Source organism: Bradyrhizobium sp. Tv2a-2, from assembly GCF_000472425.1.
GTDB lineage: Bacteria > Pseudomonadota > Alphaproteobacteria > Rhizobiales > Xanthobacteraceae > Bradyrhizobium.
Window position 1 is genome coordinate 32,976 of sequence record NZ_AXAI01000032.1, and the last position, 25,561, is coordinate 58,536.

The window sequence follows — 25,561 nt, forward strand, 5'->3', positions numbered from 1 at the left end:
CACAGATGAAGTTCCTGGCGCTTGTCGCCGTGATCGCTGCATTGGTCGCCGGGACAGCCCTGTTCGCGCGCAACCAGTCGAGACTCGCCGCATCACCGTCGCTATCGAGGCCGGCGATCGAGCACGTCAGCAAGGCGCGATAAACCTTTCAGCAGCGGATACGGTCGAGTGCGAGCCTGATGCGCGCGCCACCATCGGTAACTCATCAGGGTCGGTAGTGACTGTTACGGCGTGTCAGCTGGAACTGAGCGCGTTCCGCTGCCCCCTCTCCCAGCGCAAGTGGGGGGAGGGAGCAGAGAGAGCACCCGCTTTTACCGCGCCGTCACAAGATCGCTGATCCGGATCGGAAACCGCCGCGGCCTGACACCCGTCGCGTGCCAGACCGCGTTGGCTACGGCGCCAGCGCTGCCGGTGATGCCGATCTCGCCGACGCCCTTGATGCCGAGCGCGTTCACATGCGGGTCATGCTCGTGCACCGTCAACACGTCCATTGACGGCACATCGGCGTTCACCGGCACGTGGTATTCCGCCAGGTTCGCATTCATGATGCGGCCCGAGCGGCCGTCCGTCACCGCTTGCTCGTGTAGTGCAAAGGACACGCCCCAGATCATACCGCCCAGAAGCTGGCTGCGTACCAGCTTGGGATTGACGATCCGGCCAGCCGCGAAGGCGCCGATCATGCGGGTGACGCGGATCTGGCCGAGATCGGGATCGACCTTCACCTCGGCAAACACCGCGCCATGAGCATGCATCGCATATTCGGCCTGCGCGGCCGGGTCGGCGGCACCCGTCCCGGACGCCTCGATCTCAGCGAGTCCGGCGCGCGTCAGGATATCCGCGTAGGCCTCGCTGCGCGCGTCGTCGTCGCGGCGGTGCAGCCGGCCATTGCGCGCAACCACGCCGGCATTGCCCGCGCCGAACAGCGGCGAACGCTCGTCGCGCATGGCGAGGTCCGCGAGCTTTGCGATCACGGCAGCACCCGCGTTGTGAATGGCGGTGCCCACCGTCGCCGTGTGCGCCGAGCCGCCCGCGATGCCGGCATCTGGCAAATCGGAGCTGCCAGACTTGAACTCGACGCGGTCGAGATCGAGCCCGAGCCCCTCGGCTGCAACCTGTGCAAGCGCGGTCGAGGCGCCCTGCCCCATGTCATGGGCCCCCGTCTCCATCGCCCCCGTGCCGTCCGCGCGGAGCAAGGCGCGGGCATTGCCGGCGAACATCAGTGCGGGGAAGGTTGCGGTGCCCATGCCCCAGCCAACCAGGAAGCCCTTGTCGTCGCGCATCTGGCGCGGCTTGAGCGGACGCCCGGCCCATCCGAACCGCGCGGCGCCTTGCGCATAGCATTCCCGCAGAGCTTTTGAGGAAAACGGCTTGCCGGTGATCGGCTCGACCGGCGCGTCGTTGCTGATACGAAATTCCAGCGGATCGACGCCGGACGCAAAGGCCATCTCGTCGATCGCGGCGTCGAGCGCAATCGACCCCGTCGCCTCGCCCGGCGCACGCATGAACAGCGGCGTGCCGCTGTCTATGCGCACCGCCTCGTGCGCGGTCCTGATCGCAGGGCTGGCAAACAGCGTGTGCGAGACATCTGCCGCCGGCTCGTAAAAATCGTCGAACGTGCTGGTGACGATTCTGGCCTGATGCTCGATCGCAGTCAGCCGGCCCGCCGCGTCGGTGCCGAGACGCAGCCGCTGCCGGCTTGGCGAGCGATGGCCGACCGGGCCATACATCTGATCGCGGCGAAGCACGAGCTTGACCGGCCTCCCGACCAGGCGCGCCGCCATGATGCCGAGGATCTGCGGGCCCGAAATCAAGCCCTTGGAGCCAAAGCCGCCGCCGAGGAACGGGCTGCGGATGTGGATGTTCTCAGGCGGAATGCCAAACAGGCCGCCGATGCGCATCTGCGCCATCGCCATGCCCTGGCTCGGCGTGTCGATGGAGAGCTTGTCGCCATCCCATTCAGCGATGATGGCGTGCGGCTCCATCGGATTGTGATATTGCGCCGGCGTCTCGTAGGTCGCGTCGATCGCGTAAGTCGCGTTGGCGAGCCCCGCCTCCGTGTCGCCATGCTCGACGATGGCGGGATGGCCAAGGCCGACGGCAGGCGGCACAAAACTTTCGTCGGCATCGAGGCCAACGCGCGCCGGCAACGCTTGATATTGCGGCGCCAGCAGCGCCGCGCCCTCGGTCGCCGCCTCCAGCGTCTCGGCGATCACGACCGCAATCGCCTGGTTGGCGTAGCGGACGGCGTCGCTCTGCAGCAACTCCATTTTGAACATGAAGGGATTGGTCTTCGCGTCCTGGTCTTCCGCGAGCGCCGGCTTGTGCGACGGCGTCATCACGTCGACGACGCCGGGATGGCGCTTGGCCGCGGCGATATCGAGGAAGGTGACGCGGCCTCGCGCGATGCTGCTCGTTGCGAGCACGGCATAGAGCATGCCCTTCGGATGATGGTCGGCCGCATAGGGCGCCTTGCCGGTCACCTTCAAAATGCCGTCGCGACGGGTGAGTGGCTGGCCGATGTTCGAGCCATGTCGCTGATGGGCGGGAGCTTGGTTGAGGCGGATGTCAGGCGTCATGCAACGCTCCGGAATGGATAGAGAAGGGAGAAGCGGGCAAAGCGGGAATGCGCTCAGGCGTGCCGGCACTGGCGAGCGCGAGCGCGCGAACGAGAATGCGCTGCGCGAGCTCGATCTTGAACGCGTTGTCTCCTGACGGCTTTGCGCCGGCAAGTGCTGCTTCCGCCGCGCGGCGGAAGTTTTGCGCTGTCGCCTCCGCGCCTGCGAGCAATGCTTCGGCCTCACGCGCACGCCAGGGCTTTGCGGCGACGCCGCCGAGCGCGACGCGCGCCTGTTCGATCCGGCCGTTCGCAAGCGAAAGATGTGCGGCCGCGGAGACGATGGCGAAAGCGTAAGAGGTGCGCTCGCGCACTTTCAGATAGCGCGCATGGGAGGCGAAGTTGCACGCCTCGGCCGACAGATTCAGCGCCACGATGAGATCGCCTGCTTCGAGCACTGTCTCCTGCTGCGGCGTAGCGCCGGGCAGCCGGTGCAGATCTTCCAGCCGCACCTGGCGCCGTCCGCCATTGCCCTCGATTTCGACCATGGCATCCAGCGCGACCAGCGGCACGCAGAAGTCGGATGGATGGGTGGCGATGCAACCATCGCTCCAGCCGAGCACCGCATGCATGTCGTTGTCGCCGCCGCGCGCATCACATCCGGAACCAGGCGCGCGCTTGTTGCAGGCACTGGCCACATCGTAGAAATAGGCACAGCGCGTGCGCTGGAGGAGATTGCCGCCGACAGTCGCGGCATTGCGCAACTGTGCGGATGCGCCCGACAGCAATGCTTCCGCCACCGCCGGATAGGCCTTGGCGAAGGCCGCGTCATGCGCGAGGTCGGCATTGCGCACCAGCGCGCCGATCCGCAAACCGCCATCGGGGAGCTTTTCGATGGTATCGAGCCCGGGAAGATGCGTGACGTCGACCAGTCGATCGGGCCGGCTCACGCCACCTTTCATCAGGTCGAGCAGATTGGTGCCGGCGGCAAGATAGGCAGCGCCCGGTGCGCGCGCGGCCGCGATAGCTTCTCCGATGCTTGCAGGCCTCACATAATCGAAGCTTTTCATGCCACGCGCCTTTCCTTCTCCGCCTTTAGCTTCTGCTGCACTTCCAGCACGGCGTCAGTGATGCCGGCATAGGCGCCGCAGCGGCAGAGATTGCCGCTCATGCCCTCGCGGATGCGTTCGGCATCGCAGCCGGCCTGCCCTTCGTCGATCAGGCCCAGCGCGCTCATGAGCTGGCCGGGCGTGCAGAAGCCGCATTGAAAGCCGTCATGGGCGATGAAGGCGGTCTGTAGCGGATGCAGCTCATCGCCGCGCGCCACACCCTCGATGGTGGTGATGGAGGCGCCATCATGACTGATGGCAAGTGCGAGGCAGGAATTGATGCGCCGACCATCGACCAGGATGGTGCAGGCGCCGCATTGGCCGCGGTCGCATCCCTTCTTGGTTCCGGTCAGGTCCAACTGCTCGCGCAAGAGGTCGAGGAGCGTCACGCGCGGGTCAGTCAACGCAATATCGCGCCGCACCCCGTTCACGGTGAGGCTGATGGAGTGGTTCATGCAAGGCTCCGATCAGTGCTATGGTCAAGCGGAAGCGCGCTCCCACTCGCGGTGAAAGGCCGACGATTGCCGCCAGGTTGCGGTGGCGCATATACGGAGGGATCCTCCGTTTTACAAGGGGCGCCAGGCATGCTCGGGAGGGCCAATGCCGGTCTTTTCGAAAAGTTCATGCTCGAACAAGACGATAGAGCTGGATGATTGTTTCTGAACCATTTCATGCTGCAGAATCGCACGAAGAGTTGAGATGAGCGTCGAGACCGAGGCCACTGTTCGGAAACCCCGCGCCGACGCGGTGCGCAACCGGGAACGCGTGCTGGAAGCGGCGAAGGCCGTGTTCAGCGCCGGCGGCGCAGAAGCGAGCCTGGAGGCGGTGGCCAAACACGCCGGCGTCGGCATCGGCACGCTCTATCGACACTTCCCCACCCGCGAGGCGCTATACGAAGCCGTGTACCGGCGCGAGGTGGAGCAGCTCGGCGAGCTCGCGGACGCGCTGAAGGATGAAGCCAAGCCGGTCGAAGCGCTACGGCGCTGGATCTCCTCCAATATCGAGTTCGTCGCGACCAAAAAGGGCATGGCGGCCGCGCTTGCGCTCGCCGCGCACGGCTCGCCGGAACTGCACAGTTTTTCCTTTGAACGCCTGACCCAGGCCGTTGGCGTGCTGCTCGACCGCGCGGTCAAGGCCGGCGAGATCCGCGCCGATGTTGGTCCGGATGACCTGCTACGTGCGCTGGTTGGTATGTGCTATTTGCACGACCAGCCGGGCTGGCAGTGCACTGTGGTCCGCTTGATGGACGTGTTCGTCGATGGATTGCGCGTGCAGCCCGAGACGCCGCGCAAGGCGGCGCCGCGGCGAGCCAGTGGCGCGAAAAAGACGGCCGTGCGCGCGAAGAAGAAGCGATAGTTGCGAGATCGCTCGACACGCCGCTTCAGCCTCGCAGCTGCGCGAGCGAGCTTTTATTGGTACGATGGGCCGTAAACGTAAGCGAGCAGCGGAGCGTCCCGATGCGCCTGGCCTTGCTTCTCATCCTGCTATTTGTCTTGGTCATGCCGGCCCGCGCCGACGACACCGCAGCCGCGCAAAGCGTTATCAGCGCACAGGAGCAAGCCTTCGGCCGTGACGACGCGGCTACCGCCTATTCCTATGCCGCCCCCGCAATCAGGGAACGGTTTCCAGGCGCCGACATCTTCATGTCGATGGTGCGAAACGCCTACACGCCCGTGTACCGGCACAGGAGCTTCGAGTTCGGCGAGACCACAACCGAAGGCGACTGGATCGCACAACTTGTGCACATCGTCGATGCCAACGGTGAGATGTGGGAGGCGCTCTACACGCTGGAGCGCGAGCCGGACGGCAGTTTGAAGATCACAGGCTGCACCCTGCTCAAGGCCGGACAGGCCGTGTAGTGCCTAAATCGCGATGCGATTTGGTGAGGCGTCATCGCGCTGATCTTTTCGGAAAATGATCATGCTTCAGGCCGCTGCGAGCCGCATGCGCGTGCGCAGCAACAGCCCGAGCACGATCGCGATATTGAGCCCGTTCCAGGCGAGCCCGTTGGCAAAGGCTGCGGCATAGGAGCCGGTGGCGTCGAAGATCACGCCGGACACCCAGCCGCCGAAGGACATGCCGAACACGGACGCGGAAATTATGATGCCCACGCGCGTCGCCGCCTCGCGAGCCGGCATCGCATCGCGCACGATTATGGCATAGCTCGGCACGATACCGCCCTGGAACAGGCCGAACATGGCCGAGATCAGGTAGAGCGAGCTCAGGCTGTCGAAAAACAGATAGAACAGCAGCGCAAATCCCTGCGCCACCGAACCGATCAGAAGCGTCCGGATGCCGCCGATCCTGTCGGCGAGGAAGCCCGAGCCGATGCGGCTGATGATGCCGCACGCCATCATCAGCGACAGCATCTCGGCGCCACGGGCCACGCCATAGCCGAGATCGCCGCAATAGGCGACGATGTGGACCTGTGGCATCGACATCGCGACGCAACAGCAGATGCTGGCGATGGAGAGCAGCACCGTGAGTGCGTTGGTCGACAGGTTGAGATCGAGCCGCGGCGGCGGCGCGTTGACATGGTCACGCACCGCGTCCTTGCCGATCTGCGCGCGGAGCACGAGGAGTAACAGCGCCATGGTCGCGGCGCAGAAAATCCCGATCGCGACATGAGTCGCGCGCCAGCCGATGGTCGCGCTGCCCCAATTGACCAGCGGCGGCCACAGCGTGCCCGCCACATAATTGCCGCTGGCGACAATGGTCACCGCAAGACCTCGGTAGCGCTCGAACCAGTGCGACGCCTCCGCCATCAGCGGCGCGAACAGCGCGGAGGTGCCGAGCCCGACCAGGAAATAGGCTGCATCGAATTGCCACAACGACGCGGACGAGCCGGCAAAAAGATTGGCGATGCCGAGCAGCGCGATCGAGATCGTCATTGCCCTGACAATGCCGAAACGATCCGTGATCCGCCCGATGATGATACCGCCGCCCCCAAAGCCGAACATCATCGCGGTGAAGGCCAGCGACACGGCGCCGCGGGTCGCGGCAAAATCCGCCTGCACGACCGGCAGCACCACGACGACCGACCACATGCCGACCGAGCCGATCGAGGAAATCAGAAGCGCCAGCACGAGCCGCAGCCACGCCTGACGGGAGTCAGGCGCAAAGGCGGGCGTTTCCTTGTTCTTGTTCGCAGGTGCGTGCATTGCCGCTGCAACTTCCCCGCTGGCAGCCTACCGGTCAAGCACCATGACGCGATATTAGGCATGCGAGGAGTGCCGCATCGCCGCCGGCCGGAGACCGCTCCGGAGGCCTCCGGATGCCGCTCCGTTAACCGTTTCCTAACCATACACCGGGCAAAAATTGCCGGGTGGAGTCGAGTGTCGTCGGCCGCGTAAAACGGGGGGCTCTCCGTGGACGCCAGTGCTGTGCCTCACTTTCGAAGCGGTGGCCCATCGGCCGCCGCACAAGGTTTTGGGGCGCGCGAACGGCATTCGCGAGGGGAAGCGGCAAGCATGGTCGATGTCACGGCAGGCCAGGGCGCGGAAGCGACAGGCGGATTTTCGCTTCAGGAGCTCGTCAATATCTTAAAGCGAGGCGATATCGCGCTCGCGCTCGGCATCATGACCATCCTGGTGGTCTTGATCATGCCGCTGCCGTCGATGGTCCTCGACCTGTTCCTGGCGATCTCGATCACCTTCTCGATCCTGATCCTGATGACCTCGCTGTTCATCCAGGCACCGCTCGAGTTCTCCTCCTTTCCGACCATCCTGCTCATCTCGACCATGCTGCGGCTGTCGCTCAGCCTGGCCTCGACCCGGCTCATCCTCTCCCATGGTCATGAGGGCACCGACGCCGCCGGCCACGTCATCGAGGCCTTCGGCAATTTCGTGATGGGCGGCAATTTCGTGATCGGGATCATCGTCTTCGCGATCCTGGTCACCGTGAACTTCGTCGTCATCACCAAGGGTTCGGGCCGCATCGCCGAAGTCGCGGCGCGCTTCCACCTCGACGGTATGCCTGGCAAGCAGATGGCCATCGACGCCGACCTCTCGGCCGGCCTGATCGACGAGAAGGCGGCCCGCGAGCGGCGCAAGGCACTGGAGGACGAAAGCGGCTTCTTCGGCGCCATGGACGGCGCCTCGAAATTCGTCCGCGGCGACGCCATTGCCGGCCTCCTCGTCGTCTTCATCAACATCATCGGCGGCATCGTCATCGGCGTCGCCCAGCAGGGCCTTTCGTTCAGCGAGGCTGCCCGCACCTATACGCTGCTCACCGTCGGCGACGGTCTCGTCACCCAGGTGCCGGCGTTGATCGTCTCGACCGCGGCGGGCCTCCTGGTCTCGAAGGCCGGCGTCTCCGGCGCCGCCGACAAGGCGCTGATCCGCCAGTTCTCCGGCTATCCGCAGGCGCTCGGCATGGCATCGGCCGTGATGTTCGTGCTGGCGATGCTGCCGGGCATTCCGACCATCCCGTTCCTTGCGCTCTCCAGCGGCGCCGGTGCGCTGGCCTGGCAGGCCCGCAACCAGAAGCGCGCCAAGGCTGCGGCCGATGCCAAGGCCGCCGCTGAGCCGGCCACCAAGGCCGCCGCCGCCGAGGAGCCGATCTCGGCCGCGCTGAAGATCGACGACCTCAAGATCGAGCTCGGCTATGCGCTCTTGCCGCTCGTCAACGGTCCCGATGGCACCGACCGGCTGACCGAACAGATCAAGGCGCTGCGCCGCTCGCTCGCCATCGAGATGGGCTTTGTGATGCCCTCGGTGCGCATCCTCGACAACGTCCAGCTCGAGGCCAACACCTATGTCATCAAGATCAAGGAGGTCGACGCCGGCTCCGGCAAGATCTGGCCGAACCAGTTCATGGTCATGGACCCCGCCGGTAACCAGGTCTCGATCCCTGGCATCCACACCACCGAGCCGACCTTTGGCCTGCCGGCCACCTGGGTCGATGCAAGCCTCAAGGAAGAGGCCTCGCTCAAGGGCTACACCGTCGTCGATGCCGCGACCGTGCTGTCGACCCATCTGACCGAGCTCTTGAAGAACAACATGAGCGAGCTGCTCTCCTATGGCGAGGTGCAGAAGCTCCTGAAAGAGCTGCCCAAGGAGCAGGCCGAGCTCGTCAAGGATATCTCGCCAAGCCAGATCACGGTCTCCGGCATCCAGCGCGTGCTGCAACTCCTGCTCGCCGAGCGCATCTCGATCCGCGACCTCTCGACCATACTCGAGGGCGTGGCCGACGCGCTGGCGGTCTCGCGCAACCCGACCACCATGGTCGAACATGTCCGCGCCCGCCTGGCACGCCAGATCTGCGCGCAAAATACCTCCTACAACGGCTATCTGCCGCTGATCGCACTGTCGGCGAAGTGGGAGCAGGCCTTCGCGGAGGCGCTGGTCGGCCAGGGCGACGAGCGGACATTGGCGATGCAGCCCACCAAGCTCTCGGAGTTCATGACTGCGGTGCGCGACGCCTTCGAGCGCGCCGCCCGCGAGGGCGAATCGCCGGTGCTCGTGACCTCGGCCGGCATCCGTCCCTATGTCCGCTCGCTGGTCGAGCGGTTCCGCGCCCAAACCACGGTGCTCTCGCAGGCCGAAATCCACCCCCGCGCCCGGTTGAAGACGGTCGGCAGCGTGTAGCCGCTTGATCGCGAAGCAGTTTTTACGACCGTGCTTTTGCGCCACAGGCAACCGATTTCTGTGCTTTTGGCTGGCATCGGCCCGGCAACGACCCGCACCGGATGAATTTCTGTTAATTAATTGAATCAATTGATTGATTTATCGCCGCGGCGCACACGGTAACTCGCGACCATTCACGTATTATCACTGCTTTGTGATTGCATATTGGGAACTGGATGCTCGGTTCCTACGTTTGTGACGTGCGAAGAGTTGAACCTTCTGGTTGAACTGTTCGACCAAATGTAGGGCGCAGATTCCCGAGCAAAAACTAGAAAGGCGGCAGGAGACTTCCATGAACCATTCGATCTACAGCGCCGATCGGGCGACTCATCTGAAGATCGTGGTCGTGGCTCTGGTTGCCGCGGTGGCAGTCACGGGGCTGTCGATCTCCGCCCGCCTGTCCACTTCCGATGACGGCTACACGCAGACCGCGCACGTCATCAAGGCCGGCAAGCCGGTCACGGTCACGAGTTCAAACACCTCGATGGTTCGCTAAGGAGAAGTCAAAGAGGAGTTTCAAGGAATTCACGAGGCTCTTTACCAGCCCCCCAAAGTCGCCCCGTGGATATGTAGAAGACCCAACTACCCCCAAGTCGACTACGGAAAACGCCCGCTCCCCACGGGCGTTTTCTTTTTGGGGGCCGTTTTCTTTTTGGGGGCACCGTGCGCGCCTGGCACGCAACATTCCAGATTGAACATTCAAACAGCCAAACGTTGTTCATCGTCCACTTACGGGCCTCACGGTTTGCGAACGCGCTGACGCGCCTTGCCGCAATAAGCTTCGCGCAACGAGCCACGCCTGATGTCTGAGGGGCGGCGACAGGCTGCATCTCGAAGCATGAGCCTCGAAGTGGCTTGGAGATACACGTTCGCATTCACGCGACGCGTTGCGCCCGAGCTTTGCATCTCTTAACACCCTCACCAAAGTCAGAGGGCGCAGGGAAGGCCGGGGGGCCGCTGCACCCGGGGCTCCCGCGCAAAAGGAATTTCCGCGAGCGCGAAAACCACAGGTACAGGCGGTGATCTACGACTGATTCTTCTTTACGGAAAACAGAAATATTTTTGGGAACGAGGATTGACAAGGCTTTGTGATGGGCACCCGTCGGGCAAATCACGAAGCGAGAGCTGCCTGCTCATCATGCAAGCGATAACGTTTCGCTCGCCGAACAGTGATGAGCGTTGCTCCGCTGGCGGGAATGCCGGCGCACAAAGATCGGTCCAGTCCACAGGCGGTCGCGCTGCATGCAGCCAGGGGCCGCTGACAGGAGAAGATCGATGACGATAAGCCACACACTCGTTCGCGCAGCCCTGATCGTGTCTGCGCAGTTCGCAACGCCCGTGCTCGCGCAAGCCGTGATCGACGAGCCCGGCAATTACGCGTTCTTCCATCCAAATGCCGACGTGCTGAACCCTCCGCGGCCCACCGACGCGATGGCCGCTCAGCTATCGCCGGATCGGAACGTCGGCGGCTTGAGACTGGCGGTGCAGCCGCGTCACTCGCGGCACGCCTCTTCAGCCAAACCATACTGAACTCCGCTAACCCGACATCCAGTCCGCAGGTGGGCGAGGACGCTTTTTGCGCCGCGCCCACCTGATTGCGTTCTGGAGTCGGAGCCTCCCTCCGCAACCCTGTTGCAATTGCGAGATGGAGAGCCTGCCAGGCGCGATCTCGCCGCTGGCTTTGAGCACTTGCTGTTGGTAGCTTAGGCCCGTGGAGGCGGCGCGCCATGACCGCTGGAAATCCGCACCGGTTTAACAGATTTGCTGCTACGTGCGTTCTCCTGCTCGTCGCTTGTACTCAGTCGAACGTTCTTGCGCGCAGCGGCGGGCTATCGCACGACAGTCCGTGGAATCCGGAGCACATCGACAGTCTCCCGCCGGAAATCCGGGACTCCGTGCTTCACAGTGCAGGACCAGGCCGGACGCAGCGCACTATTTTGCGACCTACCTCGATCATGCGAGAATAGTGAAACTGCATTTTGAGCACTTCAATTGCGAAGGAAGGCCAATGTATCGAGAGGCGGGTCTTTGCCTCCACGAGGAGTTTACGTTGTCAGGTGCGCACTACCGGCAGTCGAGAAGCTACTACAACAAATGTGACGATTGAGCCTGCCATCGTTCGCGCCACCCGGTTTCTCAATTGGGCCGCTCAAGGAAAATCATTTCCAATCTTTGTGATCGGCAGAGACCGTTGACAGCCGAGGCCGCTGGCAGTTTACTTGTGGCACGGGGGCTTGCGATCCCCCCGCGAGGCGACATGCCCAAGAATCGCGTCCTGCTTCTACGGAGGGACGCAGCATGTCTTCATATACCTCGATTTCTCCCGACAAATTGTCTCGACTGATTGGCACCGCTCATGCGCCGGTTCTCATCGATGTCCGCCTCGACGAGGACTTCGCCGCCGATCCGCGCCTGATCCCCGGCGCAAGGCGGCGCTCGCATCTCGATGTAGAGGACTGGGCGCAAGGCCTCGCCGGCCGCTCTGTCGTCGTCATCTGCCAGAAGGGGCAGAAGCTCAGCGAAGGAACCGCAGCCTGGCTTCGACACGGCAATATCGCCGCCGAGACCCTTGAAGGCGGTCACGCCGCTTGGAGAGAGGCGGGGCTACCGACCGTTCCAGCCGACAAAGTTCCACAGCGCGACGGGCGCGGTCGCACCGTCTGGGTTACGCGGGAACGGCCGAAGATCGATCGCATCGCCTGCCCCTGGCTGATCCGGCGCTTCGTCGATCCGACCGCCGTTTTCCTGTTTGTCGCCTCGCCCGAAGTCGAGGCCGTTGCCGAGCGCTTCAACGCCGCGCCGTTCGACATCGAGAACGTGTTCTGGAGCCATCGCGGCGAGCTCTGCACCTTCGATGTGATGGTGAAGGAGTTCGGCCTGTCGACGCCGGCGCTGGAACGGCTGGCGACCATGGTGCGCGCGGCGGACACCGCGCGGCTTGACCTTTCGCCCGAGGCGCCGGGCCTGCTCGCAGCCTCACTCGGCCTGTCGCGGATGTATGACGACGACCTCAGGCAGCTTGATGCCGGCCTCCCGCTCTACGACGCGTTCTACCGCTGGTGCCGCGACGCGACCAAGGAGACCCACAACTGGCCGACCAACAAAGTGAAGCCGTGAAGGGAGGAAAAACGATGAAACACCTCTTCACGGTACTCACGCTGGGCGTCGTGCTGCAGTTGGCGCCACCGGCCTATGCTGCCAGCATCGAGCCCGAAGACAAAACGATCGTATTCGTATGTGTCCATGGCTCGGTGAAGAGCCAGATAGCCGCGGCCTATTTCAACAGACTCGCCAGGGAACGCGGTCTTCCCTACACGGCCGTTTCGCGCGGCATCGAAGTCGATGCCGCAATACCCGCAAGCATCAGGAACCGCCTGAACTCCGACGGGCTCGCGCCGACGGACGAAGTCCCGCGTCCGCTGACGGCCGCCGAAGCCGGCCGCGCCATCAAGGTCGTCGCTTTCGATTCGGTGCCCGACGACAACAGAGGCGTCGCCGAGGTGAGCTACTGGTCCGACGTCCCACCTGCCACCAAGGACTATGCCGCGGCGCGCGATGTGATCACCCGCCATATCGACGATCTAATACCTACTCTTGCGGCACTGGCGGCCCACCCCAAGCAAACGGTTCGAGGCATGGTCACCGCTATCGACGAGCGCAACGACCGGATTACGTTACGACTGCCGAACGACGAGAGCGAGGACTTCAAGGTCGAGGACTTCAAGGTTCGAGATGGCCTCGTGTTCAACTCGGTTCGCTTTGGCGATCAGGTCGAGGTCACCGTGGAAAACAGCGGCGGTGCGAAGACCATCGTCGGTCTCACGCAGGAATAAGCCTCGCGTTTTCTGCCTCGGCAACAGCTTGCACCACAATCGAGCAAGGAGACGCAACAATGCGCACCATTCCATGGATCACGGCACCGATCTCTCGGTCACGCTTGAGGGATTCACGATCAAGGCGGCCTTGGCGCTGGGCGGCTGCTGCGTGCCGCGCTCGACAAGACCGCAAGCACGAAGAGCTGAGCACGGGGCCTGCCTTCTCATCCCGGGGCGAAAACAAGTGGAGAAACCAATGAGTGCGAATACCGAACGCCGCGATTTCATCAAGAGCGTTGGTGCAATCGCAGCGTCAGCGGCGATGCTTGCGGGCACGCAAGCACGCTCCGAGAGCAATCCGCAGGCAGGAGGCAACGTGATGTCCTATCAGCCCAAGCCGATGTCGTTCGATCCGAAATCCATCACCGGCATCTCGGAGAAGGTGCTGGTCAGCCATTATGAGAACAACTATGTCGGCGCGGTGAAACGCCTCAATGCGATCGGCACGCAGCTTGCCGAGCTCGATTTCGCGAAAGCGCCGAACTTCATGGTCAACGGCCTGAAGCGCGAAGAGCTGATCGCCTCGAACTCGATGATCCTTCACGAGATCTATTTCGATGGGCTCGGCGGTGGCAGCAAGCCGAGCAGCCCGCTGGCCGACGCCATCGCGCGCGATTTTGGTAGCATGGAGCGCTGGCGGGCCGAGTTCGCCGCGATGGGCAAAGCCGAAGGCGGCGGTTCGGGCTGGGTGATCCTTGCCTACTCGCCGCGCGACAAGCGGCTGGTCAACCAATGGGCGGCCGACCACACGACGACGCTTGCGGGCGGTCGTCCGGTGCTCGTGCTCGATATGTATGAGCATGCCTATCACATGGACTACGGTGCCGCGGCGGCGCGCTATGTCGACGTCTACATGGAAGCGATCCGATGGGACAACGCCGCCAGGCTGTACGAGCAATATAGCCGAGAAGCCTAGGCCAACGCGGCCGGGATGGCGCACGCAAGAGAGGTTGCGGCTTGACCACGACAACGACGACAATTCACGGTGGCCGGATCAGCGAGCTGGTGCGCTATTTCCTGCGGCTCGGCTGTCTCGGCTTTGGCGGACCGGTCGCGCTTGTCGGCCAGATGGAGCGGGAGCTGGTCGACGGCAAGAAATGGCTCAGCAAGGAGCAGATGCGCGAGGCCATCGCCATCTGCCAGTCGCTTCCGGGACCGCTCGCGATCCAGGTCGGCATCTATATTTCCTATTTGCGCGGCGGCTTCTGGGGCGCATGGGCCGGCGGCTGGGCGTTCATCCTACCGAATTTCGCAATCGTCGCAGCGCTCGGCGCACTCTACGTCTATCTGGGCGACCTGCAGCCGGTCACCGCGATCTTCTATGGCGTCAGCCCCGCGGTGATCGCACTGATCCTGCATTCCTGCTACCGGCTCGCCAGGCTCGGCATGGAAGACTGGCTGCAATGGACAATCGCCGCGGTCTGCCTTGCAGTGACCGTGATCCTGCAGGCCGAAGTGGCGCTGCTCTTCATCGGCGCCGGCATCGTCGGCATTCTCTATTACGGCAGCCTGTTCAAGCGCACGCCGCCCGTGCTGCCTGCCGTCGCGACGCCTGTACTGGCCCAGATCGCGCCGACCGCCTCCGGCTCGATGATCTCAGGAATTCTCGGCAAGCTTCTGCTGTTCTTTCTCAAGGCCGGCTCCCTCACCTTCGGCAGCGGTCTCGTGATCGTGCCGTTCCTTGAGCAAGGGCTGGTGCAGCAGTTCGGCTGGCTCGACGAGCGCCAATTCCTGATTGCGGTTGCAATCGGCATGATCAGCCCAGGGCCGGTGGTGATCACCGCGACCTTTGTCGGCTATCTCGTCGCCGGCTTCTGGGGCTCGCTCGTCTCGACCATCGGCATTTTCCTGCCGTCGTTCCTGCTCGTGCTGATCGCAGCGCCCTTGCTGGCGCGTCATCGCGGCAACCTCAATGTGCAGGGATTCGTCAAAGGCGCCTATGCGGCTGCGATCGGGACCATTCTGGGCGCCTGCATCCTGCTCGGCCGCATCGCAATCGGCGACTGGCTCACAGCGCTGATCGGCGTGGTGTCGCTTGCCGTGCTGTTCCGCTGGAAGGTCAGCAATCCCTTGCTGATCGCAGCGACCGCTGTTGTTGGCCTCCTTGCATATCCGTTGCTGCAGCCGACCTGGGTAATGGTGCATTAGGAAGAACAAGTAGGGGGACGTGATGAAATATCCGTTCCGAATGATCCCGGCAGTCTCAATTTGCGTCACTATGTTGGCCGCTACACCGGCCTTTCCTCAGTCGACCGAAAACGATGTCCTGCAGGTCGAAGCCAAGATTTTGCTGGGCGACGTGCACGGTCGAATTGACCACATGGCGATCGATTCGAAGCGGCAGCGACTGATCGTGGCCGAGCTCGGCAACGATACGGTGAGCGTCGTCGATCTTGCCAAACATCGCGTAATTCAGAGAATTACAGGATTGAGGGAGCCGCAGGGCGTTGGCTACGAGCCATCAAGCGACACGCTCTTTGTTGCCAATGCGCGCGATGGATCGGTGAAGTTCTTCGAAGGAGACACCTATAAGGCAGCCGGAGGTATCGATCTTGGCAGCGATGCCGACAATATTCGCATTGATGCGGCTGCCAAGCGCGTCATCATCGGTTACGGAGAGGGGGGCCTTGCGGTGCTTGACTCTGCAACCCGCAACAAGGTCCAAAACGTTGCCCTGAAGGCGCATCCTGAAAGCTTCCAGCTCGACTCCAACAGCGGCAGGATTTTCGTCAACCTGCCTAATGCCCGTGCGGTCGTGGTGGTGGACGGCACGTCCGGGAAACAGCTGGCAAGCTGGCCGATGGACAAGGGCGGCAACTTTGCAATGGCCGTCGATCGCGATCGTAACCAGCTTCTCGTGGTCTTCCGCAGCCCGCCTCAGCTCGCCGTCTTTGCGATGACAGACGGGAAACGAATTGCGGCCGTCGATGCTTGCGGCGACGTCGACGATCTCTTCATCGATCAAAAGCGCAACCGCGTCTATGTCAGTTGCGGCGCTGGTTTCGTCGATGTGTTCGAAACTAGCGGCGCCGCCTACCGCCGGATGAGCCGCATACCAACCGCTCCAGGCGCCCGCACGTCGTTCTTTGCTCCGGAGCTGGATCGACTGCTCGTCGCCGTTCGCGCGACTTCCGTCGAGCCGGCAGCGATCTTGGTATTCCGCCCACTTCCGTAGAACCCGTGGCCGTGAGACAGGCACATGTCCACACCCAACCAGTGCTTGCAAGGGCGTCTCCAAAAACTTCTTATGTCGGGCACCGCGATCATGTTTGGCTTGGCGGCCTGGTCTTCCTCTGCGTGGGCCTACCGCCCTTTCGACGGCACCGATGCCGCCGTCGCAGCTCCAGGAGAAGTTGAAATCGAGCTGCAGCCCGCTGGACCACGGCGTGACGTCGGAGGCACGACCCTTATCGCACCGGCGACCGTCTTCAACTACGGATTGAGCGAGGGCTGGGAAGCTGTTCTCGAAGGCCAGGGGGAAACGCCGCTATCGTCCTCCGGCCCCACGAGCCTGACGGCGGCGGGGGCCTTTCTCAAGCATGTCGTGGTGCCTGGAAGCTTGCAGGATAAGACCGGGCCAAGCGTTGCGACGGAGTTCGGTGTGCTGCTTCCGGACAGTACCGGCGATTCAGGCGTTGGCGCGAGCATTGCCGGCATCGTGTCGCAGCGATGGGATTGGGGGACGATCCACTTCAACGCAGAAACCGCGGTCACCCGCGACCATCACGGCGACGTCTTTTTCAGCACCATTCTGGAAGGGCCGTCGAAATGGACGGTGAGGCCGGTCGCTGAAATCTTCTACGAGAACGAGTTCGGCAGGGAGGAAACGATATCAGGTCTGATTGGCCTCATCTGGCAAGTGCGCGACAATCTGAGTTTCGACCTCGCATTCCGGCACGCACTCATGGGCGGACACCCGGTGAACGAGCTGCGCGCCGGGCTGACATTTGGCTTTCCACTTCGATTTCTCGACGGTCGTGCCACTCATTGATGACTTCATCACCATTGAGGAGATAAGCGCGTGTATGGCTTTCAACTTGCGTATCCTCACACCTATCTGGAGACGCAATCATGAGGCACCAAATAGCGATTGTCTGGCGGGGAGATCCCGCTTCGCGGGCGGCCGCAACGCCTGAGAACAATCGCTATCACGAAATCTTTTCCGAGCTTCTCAAGCTCGGCATCACGGCAGAACCCGCCGTCTACTGCGAGGAGGTGCAGGACGAGTTTCGCGCGCAGCTCATGACGACCGAGGGCGCATTGGTCTGGGTCAATCCACTCGAAGGCGACCGCACGCGGGAGAATTTGGATGCGCTGTTACGCGACGTGGCGGCAACGGGACGCCTTATTAGCGCGCATCCCGACGTAATCCTGCGAATGGGTGTCAAGGAGGTCTTGCACCGAACGAAACATCTCGGCTGGGGCACCGACACGCATCTCTACCGCAGCGCCAAAGAATTTCGTGACAGCTTTCCGAAGCAGCTCCACACGGCAGGCCCACGCGTCATCAAGCAGAATCGCGGCAATGCCGGTCAGGGCGTCTGGAAGGTCGAATGGCTCGAGCGGACGGCCAGCACCGCATCTGTTATTACAGTACTGGAGGCGCGCCGCGGCAGCATGCCTGAAACCTTGCCGCTTGAAAACTTCATATCGCGCTGCGAAGCCTATTTCGGTTGGGGCGGGTGCATCATCGATCAACCCTTTCAGTCCCGGCTGCCCGATGGGATGATTCGCTGTTACATGGGCGTCGACAAGGTCGTCGGCTTCGGACATCAGAAAATAAAGGCGCTGATCCCGCCTCCGCCCGAAGGACCGGACGCACTTGCTGCGCAGCCCGGCCCGCGCAATATGCATGGGCCCGATGCATCGCAATTTCAGGCCCTACGGACCAAGATGGAGGCGGAGTGGACGCCGCGGATGATGGAAGTTCTCGGGCTTGAGAGAGATTCACTTCCCATCATCTGGGACGCAGACTTTCTATATGGGCCAAGGAATACCATGGGCGAAGACACCTATGTGCTTTGCGAAATCAACGTAAGCTCCGTTTTCGCAGTCCCAGATGAGGCCCCCTCCGCCATCGCTCGCCTTACTCTCCAACGCTTGAGAAACAAGTAGCCCCGATCGCGCTAACCGCCGTGATCGGCCTGATCGCCTATCCATGGCTGCAGCCTGCCTGGGTGATGGTGCGCTGACCATCTGGATGCGGCTATCCCTGCGCTACCGCGCACGCGTCGCGCTGGTCGAGATCACGAGCAACCCGCCAAGCGATGCGCCCGCAAGGGATCATCAGAACGGCGGCGGCGCTTGCGGATGCTTCGGGGCGAAAGCACGCGCGGTATCCCTTTGTGGGCGGGTCGTCCGGGACAGGGCCAGCTGGCGTCCATATTCCTCTTCGCCGAACTTTTTGTATTGCGGGCTTGTCAGCGAGGCGAGAAAGACCACGAGGTCGTCGATCTCGGTCTCCGTCAGCGCCAGCGGCTGCATGTCCTGATCGAGCCAGGGGTCGGTGATGCCATCCCCCTTGTTGTAATGATCGAGCACATCCCAGAGCGTCTGCATCGATCCGTCATGGAAGTAAGGACCGGTGACCAGAACGTTGCGCAGGTCCGGCGTCCTGAACGCGGCGATATCGCCCGTCTTTCTGGTGACGAGGAAGCGTCCCAATACTGACACTTCACCGGAGATCGCGGCTTTATCGACATCCAGCGGAGCCTGCTGCTTCAGAATGCTCTGGGCATGGCTCGCCAAGGTACCCACACCTGCTTTCAGGATTCCGATGCCGATGTCGTGGAAGTCGTTATCGGTAAAGAGCGTCACGTCGCGCTGATTGTCGAGCAGGGCATGACAGAGGTTGCAGCGCGCCTTGGTGTTGAACAATTCCCAGCCACGCCTGGCGGAGTCGGGAATGGCGTTGGCATCGCCCGCGATGAAATGGTCGAAAGGTGCATCGAATGAGACGAGGCTGCGTTCATAGGCGGCCATCGCGCTCAGCATGTCCTGCGTGTTCGCGGCGCGGCCGAATGCCTGCATGAACGCGCTCTGATAGTCCTTGTCGCCCGCGATGGCGGATACCGCCTGATCGAGACCGACCGCGCCCATCTCGTCGGGATTGGTGATCGGGAGGGCTGCCTGCTCTTCCAGCGTGTCGACGCGGCCGTCCCAGAACTGGGTCTTGTTGTACAGTGCATTGAGGATGGTCGGCGCATTGCGTTGACCGGTGTGGCCGTGGATGCCGACCGACATGGATCGGCCGTCGGTGAAAGCGCGCGCCGGATCGTGGCAGGTGGCGCAGGCGACCGTGCCGTCACCCGAAAGACGCGGTTCGAAGAACAGTTTTTCGCCCAGAGCCAGAATCGCAGGCGTCTGAGTACCCGGCGGAACGACCGACGCGGTCAGACTTGTGGGAAAGCCCGCCTGTGCCGACGATCGCGGCTCAGCCAAAAGCCCCGGCGTGGGCAAAGGCGGCGCTTGCCCCGGCGCCAGTGCGGTGGGTGGAGCGGGGGTTATGGTTTGGTCCACGGCCTGCGCCGCAAGCGCGACGAGGATTTGCGCTGGAAGCAACAAGCCCGCCAGTAAGATCGGGCGCATCCGATTTGCCTTTGCGCTGCGTGAGTTGCCAATCCGGGCGAAGCCACAAAACCTAGCACCCTCTTCACGGCTATTTCTTGCCCTGCCCGCGGCGTCGCCTTACCATGTCGCAGAACTGTCATATGGGGCCTTTCCTGATGCAAGACACAAACTTTGGCGTGCTGACCGGCAACAATGTGGAGACGCGGTTCTTCAAGGCCGGCAGCATCATCTTTCATCAAGGCGATGCGGCGAACGAGATGTTTGTGATCAGGAGCGGCCAGGTGCGGATCCAGCTCGGCAACCGCACGCTGGCGGAGCTTTCCGCCGACGCCATCTTTGGCGAGATGGCCCTGATCGACAACGAGCCCCGCAGCGCGACCGCAATCGCGGTCACCGATGTCGAGCTGGTGCCGGTGAGCGAAAAGCAGTTTTTGTTCATGGTAGGCCAGACGCCCTATTTCGCCCTGAAGGTGATGCGGGTGCTGGCGCAGCGCCTGCGGGCGACCAGCAAGACGTTTGGGTAGCCAAGGGGGAGCGTCCGCTCCGTTAGACTGCACGCGCTGAACGCAACGCCGGCCTGGCGCGACAGAAGCGGGATCACAACGGAATTTTTATCCATGAGATTTGCCACGCTCTGCATTGCTTCGCTCATTGCCTTTCACCAGCTCGCCACCGCGGCAACGGCGAAATCGATCACCTGCACTTATGCCAACGCACAACAACTGACCTTCGACGTGCCGAAAAAGCTCGGCGGCATACCGCCGATCGAGTTCGATTACCCCTCGAAGGTGACGCAGTTCAGTTTCCGGGACGACAATCTTCTTTTGGTCGCCATGGACGAGGCATCGAAATCGCGGGTGCGGGTCGTGATCTCGGCGCAGCGCGGCAAGGGGAAGGCCACCTATGACGGACAGATCCTGACCGATAGCGGTGGCAACGAGATCATGCTCGACAACGGCCCGGTCAGCTGCAAGGCGAGCGGGTGAGATCCCTTAGCTCGCAAGCGGAGCAAGGGAGAAGTTCGGCACTTCGCTGCTATCGCTTCTGTTGCTGTTGCACCGCTGCCGGCGGCGGCACGGTCTCGATCAGCTTGCCGGTATAGACCGGCGTCGAATGCGGGGCACCGTCGGGGGAGCCGCCGGCCTGCTCGACGGTGACGGCATAGGTCGCGTTGCTGATGATATCAGGGTCGTAGGAGGCGAGCGCCGGACGTATGGTGAAGTCGGTGGCGCCGATCACGCCCAGCGAACGCGGGCGGCCGAGCTTGTCGGAGATCAGCCAGAGCTCGTAGGACTTGCCAGCATCGGCCGGCGCCGCGTCCACTTTACGCACGGTGAAAGTCCTGGTCGCGCCGTCGACGGTGAGAATGAAGGCGGGGCCGCCGCCCTGCCCCTGCAGCAGTGCGACATATTGCGCGGCGGGCGTCGTCGGTGTCGCCGGTGTCCTTACCTGCACCACCTTGGTCCGCGCCGCCGGGCGCAGCACATCCGGCAGGTAGTCGGGCGCGAAGATCTGCAACCCGAGCATGGCGATCAGTGCGGCTGCGAGCGCCGAGGCCACGCGGGCGACGCCGCGCCAGCGCCGCGCCTCGGTGCTGAGGGGGATGACGTTTGACTCATCGACAACGGGCGCAACCTCTGCGGGCCGCACCACGGGTTCGGGCCGCAGCGGTCCAGGCTCGGGCGACGGCGCGGCGGACTCGGGCGGCACCGCGACCGGCGCCACTACAGCTTCTTCCGTCGGCGGCAGCGACGGCGGTGCAGCGGGCGCGACCTGCGGCGCTTGCGGCACGGATTGGGCAATCGCTGCCTTGATATTCTCCCACACGATCGGACGCGGCTCGACCAGGCCGACCATCTGGTTCAAGACGCCAAGCCGCCACTCCCAGGCGTGCACGAGACCGGCGAACGCCTCATCCGCCGCCATCATGCTCTCGGCCCGCGCGCGCTCGTCCGCCTCGAGCGTACCGAGCGCATATTCCGCAGCAAGCGCGATATCGTCTTCGCTATGGGCCATCATTCAAAGTCCAAGGCACTCACGAATATCCAGCATGCTGCGACGCAGCCAGGTCTTGATCGTGTTGACGGGGCTTGCAAACTTCTCGGCGAGCTGCTCGCGGCTCCAGCCGTTGTAGTAGGCGAGAAGCACGAGCTTCTGCCGGTCCGGCTCGAGCCGGCCGACACATTCCAGGAGGCGCTTCAGCTCCTCCGTCATTTCGCGGCGCGCCAGTGGATCGGGACTGTCGGCTGCGACTTCCATCGCATCGGGCTCGTCTTCAAGAGAGAGCTCGCTCTTCTTGCGCACCACATCGATGGCACGATTGCGTGCAATCGATGCCATCCACGTGATTGGCGACGCCAGCGCCGGATTGAACTGGCCTGCGCTGTTCCAGATCTTGACATAGGTCTCCTGAATGACCTCCTCTGCGAGATCCTGTCGGCGCAAGATACGCAGCACGACGCCGTAGAGTTTCGCGCGCGTCGCGGCATAGAGGCGCTCGAAAGCCGCCTCGTCTCCCTTCGCGACCGCCGCGATCAGCCAGACCAGCTCTGCCGGCGTCATCTCAGGCGTCCCCCCAACCGCGCTGCCCCATTCGCGTCATACAGGTGCGAGCCGTCCTTTGACCGAGATTAGTAACCCAGCGCGGCACGCGGTTCACCTCTCCGCCTGAGCGTATGGCTAGCATATCCTGCCGTCGCTGGCGGCACCAAGGCTACGGTTGCCCGGGCCTCCTGGTTGTGGATGGCCCAATTGCGCAAGAAGCCCGGACCTTGCGGGTCCGGGCTTCCTGAATGGTGCGATTGATTGGGCCGGCGATCAGGCGATGACGCCGAGGCGGGCGCGCATCAAGCCGATGCTGTCGAGATCCGCCTGCTCGCGCGCGTTCTCCTCGGCGCGCTCGCGGGCCTGGTCGCGCTCGTCGAGCAGTTCGACCTTCTTCAATTCCTCGAAGGCTTCGCCGAGCAGGCCCTTGGCCTCATCGAGCTGGGTGCGCAGCTCCTCGGCCGAGCGCAGCAGGTTCTCGCGGCGCTGGATCGCGGCCTTCGCATAGGTCGGATAGGCGAAATGCGAGGGATCATTGATGCCCGCGCGCTCCTGCTCGGTCAGGATCTCGCGCTCGAGATCGGCCGACATGCGCTGGAAATCGGCGATCATGCTTTCAATCTGTGCAACTCTCCGGCGCTTCTCGTCGACCTGAAATTTCTTCAGGCGGATCAGCGTTTCGCGTGACTTCATCGACTCATACTCCCCAGAAGTCCCAATTCACACGCGGGACGAAGCGGGTTGCCGCAGGGGCCCCCGCCAAAAACACTTGGGGTGAATGATGGCCTGACAAAGTTAGCGTTCCGTTTCCAAATCCTTGAGGATCTGTTCAAGTCTGCGATAGCCGTCTTGCAGGCCGGAGGCCTCGTCCTTGGCCTGGCGCAGGAAGGTTTCCAGCGGCTCATGCAACCGGATGGCACGGTCGACTTCCTTGCTCGATCCCGGGCGATAGGCGCCGAGCCGGATCAGTTCCTCCATGTCGGCATAGGTCGCCATCACCTGGCGCGCCTTCATGATGACGGGCAAAAAGGCCGGGTCGGCCGCTTTCGGCATGGTGCGCGACACCGATTTGAGGATGTTGATGGCGGGGTAGCGGCCGCGCTCGGCGATCGCGCGCTCCATCACGATATGGCCATCGAGAATGCCGCGCACGGCGTCCGCGATCGGCTCATTGTGATCGTCGCCGTCGACCAGTACGGTGAAGATCGCGGTGATGGAACCAATGCCGGTGCCGGGGCCGGCGCGCTCCAGCAATTTGGGCAATTCCGTGAACACGGTCGGCGTGTAACCCTTGGCGGTCGGCGGTTCGCCCGCGGACAGGCCGATCTCACGCTGGGCCATGGCAAAGCGCGTCACCGAGTCCATCAGACAGAGCACGTCCTTGTTCTCGTCACGGAAGTATTCGGCAATCGCAAGCGTCAGATAAGCGGCCTGGCGGCGCATCAGTGCCGGCTCGTCGGAGGTCGCGACCACCACGACCGAGCGTTTGAGACCTTCTTCGCCGAGATCGTCCTGCAGGAACTCCTGCACCTCGCGGCCACGTTCGCCGACCAGGCCGATGACGGTGATGTCCGCGTCAACGTTGCGCGCCAGCATCGAGAGCAGCACCGATTTGCCGACACCGGAGCCGGCGAAGATGCCGAGCCGCTGGCCGCGGCAGCAGGTGAGGAAGGTGTTGAGTGCGCGCACCCCGAGGTCGAGGGGGCTGCCGACGCGCTTTCGGGAATGCGCCGGCGGCGGCATGTTGCGGAACGGCATGGGCGAAGCGCCCAACTCCAGCGGCCCCTTGCCGTCGATCGGCTCACCCATGGCATTGATGACGCGGCCGAGCCAGGAGGCGGTGGGCCGGACCTGCCCCGCTGTGTTGGCGATCACGGCGCGGCAGCCGCGCCGCACGCCTTCCAGTCCCGCAAACGGCATCACCACGGCATTGCTGCCGGAGAAGCCGATCACCTCGCAGGGGATGAAGCGGTTTCCGCCGGTCTCGACCACGATGCGGGCGCCGACCGACATGGCATGAATGGGGCCTGCGATCTCGACCATCAGGCCGCGGACGCCCACCACACGGCCATATATATTGACGCCGTCGATATCGCCGATCTGTTCCGCCAGCGCTTTCATCGGAAAAACCTTAAGTTTCCGCGAATTTTACGTCCCCGTTTAACCTCGTGTTTACCCGCGTCATTAATCATTGCGTCACTGTCTTTGGTGACTGAGGACGCTCGTCAGTTCTTGAAGAGGAACAGCGAGTCTGGAGAGTCGGTTAATCCCGCCTCTTAAAGTGGAACTTGAGCGAGGACGGGTACGAAAAACTGGTTTGAGGCAATATCTTAGGGCGATTCGATAAAAATTGCACCGAGAGACCTTGCGGATCAGAATCAGTTTTTGTTAACCATGAGTCGTCAGGATCCGAATCAGTTGTTCAAAGGCGTTTTGTTGAGTGCCGCGGATCGCGGCCGACCTGACGCCCGGAGCGGCGACTATGGGGAACTGGCATGCGCGTTTTGCTGATTGAAGATGACAGTGCCGTCGCGCAATCGATCGAATTAATGCTCAAATCCGAGAGCTTTAACGTCTATACGACCGACCTGGGCGAGGAAGGCGTCGATCTCGGAAAGCTTTACGATTACGACATCATTTTGCTCGACCTGAACCTGCCCGACATGTCGGGCTACGACGTGCTCAAGCAACTGCGGGTGTCCAAGATCAAGACGCCCATCCTGATCCTCTCCGGCCTTGCCGGCATCGAGGACAAGGTCAAGGGTCTCGGCGTCGGCGCCGACGACTACATGACCAAGCCCTTCCACAAGGACGAGCTGGTGGCCCGCATCCACGCCATCGTGCGCCGCTCCAAGGGCCATGCCCAGTCGGTGATCCAGACCGGCGACCTCGTGGTCAACCTCGACACCAAGACCGTGGAAGTCGGCGGCCAGCGCGTGCATCTGACCGGCAAGGAATACCAGATGCTTGAGCTGCTCTCGCTCCGCAAGGGCACCACGCTGACCAAGGAAATGTTCCTCAACCATCTCTACGGCGGCATGGACGAACCGGAGCTGAAGATCATCGACGTCTTCATCTGCAAGCTGCGCAAGAAACTCGCCAACGCCTCCGAGGGCCGCAACTTCATCGAGACCGTCTGGGGCCGCGGCTATGTGCTGCGCGAACCGCACGACATGGACGAGCGTATCCCCGCCTGATCCCAGGTTTTCTGGCGAGCCGGAGTGTCTGCCGGCTCTTCCTCCCAGACTGGACCCCCGCCGCAAATGGCGGGGTTTTTTGTTT

At 62.9% G+C, this 25,561-nt stretch carries 25 protein-coding genes; 16 read left to right on the top strand and 9 right to left on the bottom strand.

What is annotated here, in order from left to right:
* Positions 1–5 precede the first annotated feature (5 nt).
* On the top strand, positions 6–143 hold the full coding sequence (locus A3AI_RS48390) for a hypothetical protein (protein WP_156928122.1): 138 nt from the start codon (positions 6–8) through the stop codon (positions 141–143).
* 168 nt (positions 144–311) lie between these two features.
* On the opposite strand, the gene A3AI_RS0137285 is transcribed toward A3AI_RS48390, so the two are convergent.
* From A3AI_RS0137285 to A3AI_RS0137295, 3 genes are read right to left on the bottom strand one after another with little or no spacing between them, the layout of a single operon-like run.
* The gene (locus A3AI_RS0137285) at positions 312–2,576 is read right to left on the bottom strand and encodes a xanthine dehydrogenase family protein molybdopterin-binding subunit (protein WP_024520398.1); all 2,265 of its coding nucleotides are present in this window, start codon (positions 2,574–2,576) and stop codon (positions 312–314) included.
* Complete coding sequence (locus tag A3AI_RS0137290) at positions 2,566–3,624, bottom strand: FAD binding domain-containing protein (RefSeq protein WP_024520399.1); 1,059 nt, start codon at positions 3,622–3,624, stop codon at positions 2,566–2,568. The genes A3AI_RS0137285 and A3AI_RS0137290 overlap by 11 nt, the downstream gene beginning before the upstream one ends.
* A complete protein-coding gene (locus A3AI_RS0137295) occupies positions 3,621–4,118 on the bottom strand; it encodes a (2Fe-2S)-binding protein (RefSeq protein ID WP_024520400.1) in 498 nt (165 codons plus the stop codon). Before A3AI_RS0137295 ends, A3AI_RS0137290 begins: the two co-directional genes overlap by 4 nt.
* A 244-nt stretch (positions 4,119–4,362) precedes the next feature.
* Here A3AI_RS0137295 and A3AI_RS0137300 point away from each other — a divergent pair, with 244 nt between their 5' ends.
* Positions 4,363–5,019, top strand: coding sequence for a TetR/AcrR family transcriptional regulator (locus A3AI_RS0137300; protein WP_024520401.1), 657 nt, complete (start codon positions 4,363–4,365; stop codon positions 5,017–5,019).
* Positions 5,020–5,120: 101 nt separating this feature from the next.
* Positions 5,121–5,522 (top strand): DUF4864 domain-containing protein, encoded by a 402-nt coding sequence (locus tag A3AI_RS0137305; protein ID WP_024520402.1) that lies wholly within the window; start codon positions 5,121–5,123, stop codon positions 5,520–5,522.
* A gap of 66 nt (positions 5,523–5,588) precedes the next feature.
* Here the strand turns inward: A3AI_RS0137305 and A3AI_RS0137310 are convergent, their stop codons facing one another.
* The gene (locus A3AI_RS0137310) at positions 5,589–6,824 is read right to left on the bottom strand and encodes an MFS transporter (RefSeq protein WP_024520403.1); all 1,236 of its coding nucleotides are present in this window, start codon (positions 6,822–6,824) and stop codon (positions 5,589–5,591) included.
* 309 nt (positions 6,825–7,133) lie between these two features.
* Here A3AI_RS0137310 and flhA point away from each other — a divergent pair, with 309 nt between their 5' ends.
* From flhA to A3AI_RS44295, 10 genes are all read left to right on the top strand, one after another.
* Positions 7,134–9,251, top strand: a complete 2,118-nt coding sequence (gene flhA, locus A3AI_RS0137315) for a flagellar biosynthesis protein FlhA (RefSeq protein ID WP_024520404.1) — start codon at positions 7,134–7,136, stop codon at positions 9,249–9,251.
* Positions 9,252–9,582: 331 nt separating this feature from the next.
* On the top strand, positions 9,583–9,786 hold the full coding sequence (locus A3AI_RS0137320; RefSeq protein ID WP_024520405.1) for a hypothetical protein: 204 nt from the start codon (positions 9,583–9,585) through the stop codon (positions 9,784–9,786).
* Between the two features lie 779 nt (positions 9,787–10,565).
* Positions 10,566–10,820, top strand: coding sequence for a hypothetical protein (locus tag A3AI_RS0137325; RefSeq protein ID WP_024520406.1), 255 nt, complete (start codon positions 10,566–10,568; stop codon positions 10,818–10,820).
* Between the two features lie 768 nt (positions 10,821–11,588).
* A complete protein-coding gene (locus tag A3AI_RS0137330) occupies positions 11,589–12,407 on the top strand; it encodes a chromate resistance protein ChrB domain-containing protein (RefSeq protein ID WP_024520407.1) in 819 nt (272 codons plus the stop codon).
* A gap of 14 nt (positions 12,408–12,421) precedes the next feature.
* Positions 12,422–13,123 (top strand): arsenate reductase/protein-tyrosine-phosphatase family protein, encoded by a 702-nt coding sequence (locus A3AI_RS45605; protein WP_024520408.1) that lies wholly within the window; start codon positions 12,422–12,424, stop codon positions 13,121–13,123.
* Positions 13,124–13,484: 361 nt separating this feature from the next.
* Positions 13,485–14,081 (top strand): superoxide dismutase, encoded by a 597-nt coding sequence (locus A3AI_RS0137340; protein ID WP_024520409.1) that lies wholly within the window; start codon positions 13,485–13,487, stop codon positions 14,079–14,081.
* Between the two features lie 41 nt (positions 14,082–14,122).
* Positions 14,123–15,313: a chromate efflux transporter gene (chrA, locus tag A3AI_RS0137345; protein ID WP_024520410.1), complete on the top strand. Its 1,191-nt coding sequence runs from the start codon at positions 14,123–14,125 to the stop codon at positions 15,311–15,313.
* 22 nt (positions 15,314–15,335) lie between these two features.
* On the top strand, positions 15,336–16,340 hold the full coding sequence (locus A3AI_RS0137350) for a YncE family protein (protein WP_245287040.1): 1,005 nt from the start codon (positions 15,336–15,338) through the stop codon (positions 16,338–16,340).
* A gap of 90 nt (positions 16,341–16,430) precedes the next feature.
* Positions 16,431–17,156, top strand: a complete 726-nt coding sequence (locus tag A3AI_RS0137355; RefSeq protein WP_036051144.1) for a hypothetical protein — start codon at positions 16,431–16,433, stop codon at positions 17,154–17,156.
* Between the two features lie 80 nt (positions 17,157–17,236).
* Complete coding sequence (locus A3AI_RS44295; RefSeq protein WP_036051115.1) at positions 17,237–18,280, top strand: Cj0069 family protein; 1,044 nt, start codon at positions 17,237–17,239, stop codon at positions 18,278–18,280.
* A 171-nt stretch (positions 18,281–18,451) separates the two neighbouring features.
* On the opposite strand, the gene A3AI_RS0137365 is transcribed toward A3AI_RS44295, so the two are convergent.
* Positions 18,452–19,753, bottom strand: a complete 1,302-nt coding sequence (locus A3AI_RS0137365; RefSeq protein ID WP_024520413.1) for a cytochrome-c peroxidase — start codon at positions 19,751–19,753, stop codon at positions 18,452–18,454.
* 137 nt (positions 19,754–19,890) lie between these two features.
* On the opposite strand from A3AI_RS0137365, the gene A3AI_RS0137370 reads away from it, so the two are divergent.
* Together A3AI_RS0137370 and A3AI_RS0137375 are read left to right on the top strand one after the other, a co-directional pair.
* Positions 19,891–20,259 (top strand): cyclic nucleotide-binding domain-containing protein, encoded by a 369-nt coding sequence (locus tag A3AI_RS0137370; protein ID WP_036051147.1) that lies wholly within the window; start codon positions 19,891–19,893, stop codon positions 20,257–20,259.
* A gap of 93 nt (positions 20,260–20,352) precedes the next feature.
* Positions 20,353–20,721: a hypothetical protein gene (locus A3AI_RS0137375; RefSeq protein ID WP_024520415.1), complete on the top strand. Its 369-nt coding sequence runs from the start codon at positions 20,353–20,355 to the stop codon at positions 20,719–20,721.
* A 49-nt stretch (positions 20,722–20,770) separates the two neighbouring features.
* Here the strand turns inward: A3AI_RS0137375 and A3AI_RS0137380 are convergent, their stop codons facing one another.
* The 4 genes from A3AI_RS0137380 to fliI all read right to left on the bottom strand — a co-directional run bounded on the left by A3AI_RS0137380 (position 20,771) and on the right by fliI (position 24,400).
* On the bottom strand, positions 20,771–21,751 hold the full coding sequence (locus A3AI_RS0137380; protein ID WP_024520416.1) for an anti-sigma factor: 981 nt from the start codon (positions 21,749–21,751) through the stop codon (positions 20,771–20,773).
* A 3-nt stretch (positions 21,752–21,754) separates the two neighbouring features.
* A complete protein-coding gene (locus A3AI_RS0137385) occupies positions 21,755–22,297 on the bottom strand; it encodes a sigma-70 family RNA polymerase sigma factor (protein ID WP_024520417.1) in 543 nt (180 codons plus the stop codon).
* Between the two features lie 255 nt (positions 22,298–22,552).
* Positions 22,553–22,972: a flagellar export protein FliJ gene (gene fliJ, locus A3AI_RS0137390; RefSeq protein WP_024520418.1), complete on the bottom strand. Its 420-nt coding sequence runs from the start codon at positions 22,970–22,972 to the stop codon at positions 22,553–22,555.
* A gap of 102 nt (positions 22,973–23,074) precedes the next feature.
* The gene (gene fliI / locus A3AI_RS0137395; protein ID WP_024520419.1) at positions 23,075–24,400 is read right to left on the bottom strand and encodes a flagellar protein export ATPase FliI; all 1,326 of its coding nucleotides are present in this window, start codon (positions 24,398–24,400) and stop codon (positions 23,075–23,077) included.
* Positions 24,401–24,774: 374 nt separating this feature from the next.
* On the opposite strand from fliI, the gene ctrA reads away from it, so the two are divergent.
* On the top strand, positions 24,775–25,476 hold the full coding sequence (gene ctrA / locus A3AI_RS0137400) for a response regulator transcription factor CtrA (protein WP_024520420.1): 702 nt from the start codon (positions 24,775–24,777) through the stop codon (positions 25,474–25,476).
* Positions 25,477–25,561 lie beyond the last annotated feature (85 nt).

Excerpts from the sequence above, each read along its gene's own strand:
- A3AI_RS48390 (WP_156928122.1), top strand. The coding sequence starts at position 6 with ATGAAGTTCCTGGCGCTTGTCGCCGTGATCGCTGCATTGGTCGCCGGG.
- A3AI_RS0137300 (WP_024520401.1), top strand. The coding sequence starts at position 4,363 with ATGAGCGTCGAGACCGAGGCCACTGTTCGGAAACCCCGCGCCGACGCG.
- flhA (WP_024520404.1), top strand. The coding sequence starts at position 7,134 with ATGGTCGATGTCACGGCAGGCCAGGGCGCGGAAGCGACAGGCGGATTT.
- A3AI_RS0137320 (WP_024520405.1), top strand. The coding sequence starts at position 9,583 with ATGAACCATTCGATCTACAGCGCCGATCGGGCGACTCATCTGAAGATC.
- A3AI_RS0137380 (WP_024520416.1), bottom strand. The coding sequence starts at position 21,751 with ATGGCCCATAGCGAAGACGATATCGCGCTTGCTGCGGAATATGCGCTC.
- ctrA (WP_024520420.1), top strand. The coding sequence starts at position 24,775 with ATGCGCGTTTTGCTGATTGAAGATGACAGTGCCGTCGCGCAATCGATC.
- A3AI_RS0137295 (WP_024520400.1), bottom strand. The coding sequence starts at position 4,118 with ATGAACCACTCCATCAGCCTCACCGTGAACGGGGTGCGGCGCGATATT.
- A3AI_RS0137310 (WP_024520403.1), bottom strand. The coding sequence starts at position 6,824 with ATGCACGCACCTGCGAACAAGAACAAGGAAACGCCCGCCTTTGCGCCT.
- A3AI_RS0137340 (WP_024520409.1), top strand. The coding sequence starts at position 13,485 with ATGTCCTATCAGCCCAAGCCGATGTCGTTCGATCCGAAATCCATCACC.
- A3AI_RS0137375 (WP_024520415.1), top strand. The coding sequence starts at position 20,353 with ATGAGATTTGCCACGCTCTGCATTGCTTCGCTCATTGCCTTTCACCAG.
- A3AI_RS0137330 (WP_024520407.1), top strand. The coding sequence starts at position 11,589 with ATGTCTTCATATACCTCGATTTCTCCCGACAAATTGTCTCGACTGATT.
- fliI (WP_024520419.1), bottom strand. The coding sequence starts at position 24,400 with ATGAAAGCGCTGGCGGAACAGATCGGCGATATCGACGGCGTCAATATA.
- A3AI_RS0137370 (WP_036051147.1), top strand. The coding sequence starts at position 19,891 with ATGCAAGACACAAACTTTGGCGTGCTGACCGGCAACAATGTGGAGACG.
- A3AI_RS0137290 (WP_024520399.1), bottom strand. The coding sequence starts at position 3,624 with ATGAAAAGCTTCGATTATGTGAGGCCTGCAAGCATCGGAGAAGCTATC.
- A3AI_RS0137325 (WP_024520406.1), top strand. The coding sequence starts at position 10,566 with ATGACGATAAGCCACACACTCGTTCGCGCAGCCCTGATCGTGTCTGCG.
- A3AI_RS0137350 (WP_245287040.1), top strand. The coding sequence starts at position 15,336 with ATGAAATATCCGTTCCGAATGATCCCGGCAGTCTCAATTTGCGTCACT.
- A3AI_RS44295 (WP_036051115.1), top strand. The coding sequence starts at position 17,237 with ATGAGGCACCAAATAGCGATTGTCTGGCGGGGAGATCCCGCTTCGCGG.
- A3AI_RS0137285 (WP_024520398.1), bottom strand. The coding sequence starts at position 2,576 with ATGACGCCTGACATCCGCCTCAACCAAGCTCCCGCCCATCAGCGACAT.
- A3AI_RS0137385 (WP_024520417.1), bottom strand. The coding sequence starts at position 22,297 with ATGACGCCGGCAGAGCTGGTCTGGCTGATCGCGGCGGTCGCGAAGGGA.
- A3AI_RS0137365 (WP_024520413.1), bottom strand. The coding sequence starts at position 19,753 with ATGCGCCCGATCTTACTGGCGGGCTTGTTGCTTCCAGCGCAAATCCTC.
- A3AI_RS0137305 (WP_024520402.1), top strand. The coding sequence starts at position 5,121 with ATGCGCCTGGCCTTGCTTCTCATCCTGCTATTTGTCTTGGTCATGCCG.
- fliJ (WP_024520418.1), bottom strand. The coding sequence starts at position 22,972 with ATGAAGTCACGCGAAACGCTGATCCGCCTGAAGAAATTTCAGGTCGAC.
- A3AI_RS45605 (WP_024520408.1), top strand. The coding sequence starts at position 12,422 with ATGAAACACCTCTTCACGGTACTCACGCTGGGCGTCGTGCTGCAGTTG.
- A3AI_RS0137355 (WP_036051144.1), top strand. The coding sequence starts at position 16,431 with ATGTTTGGCTTGGCGGCCTGGTCTTCCTCTGCGTGGGCCTACCGCCCT.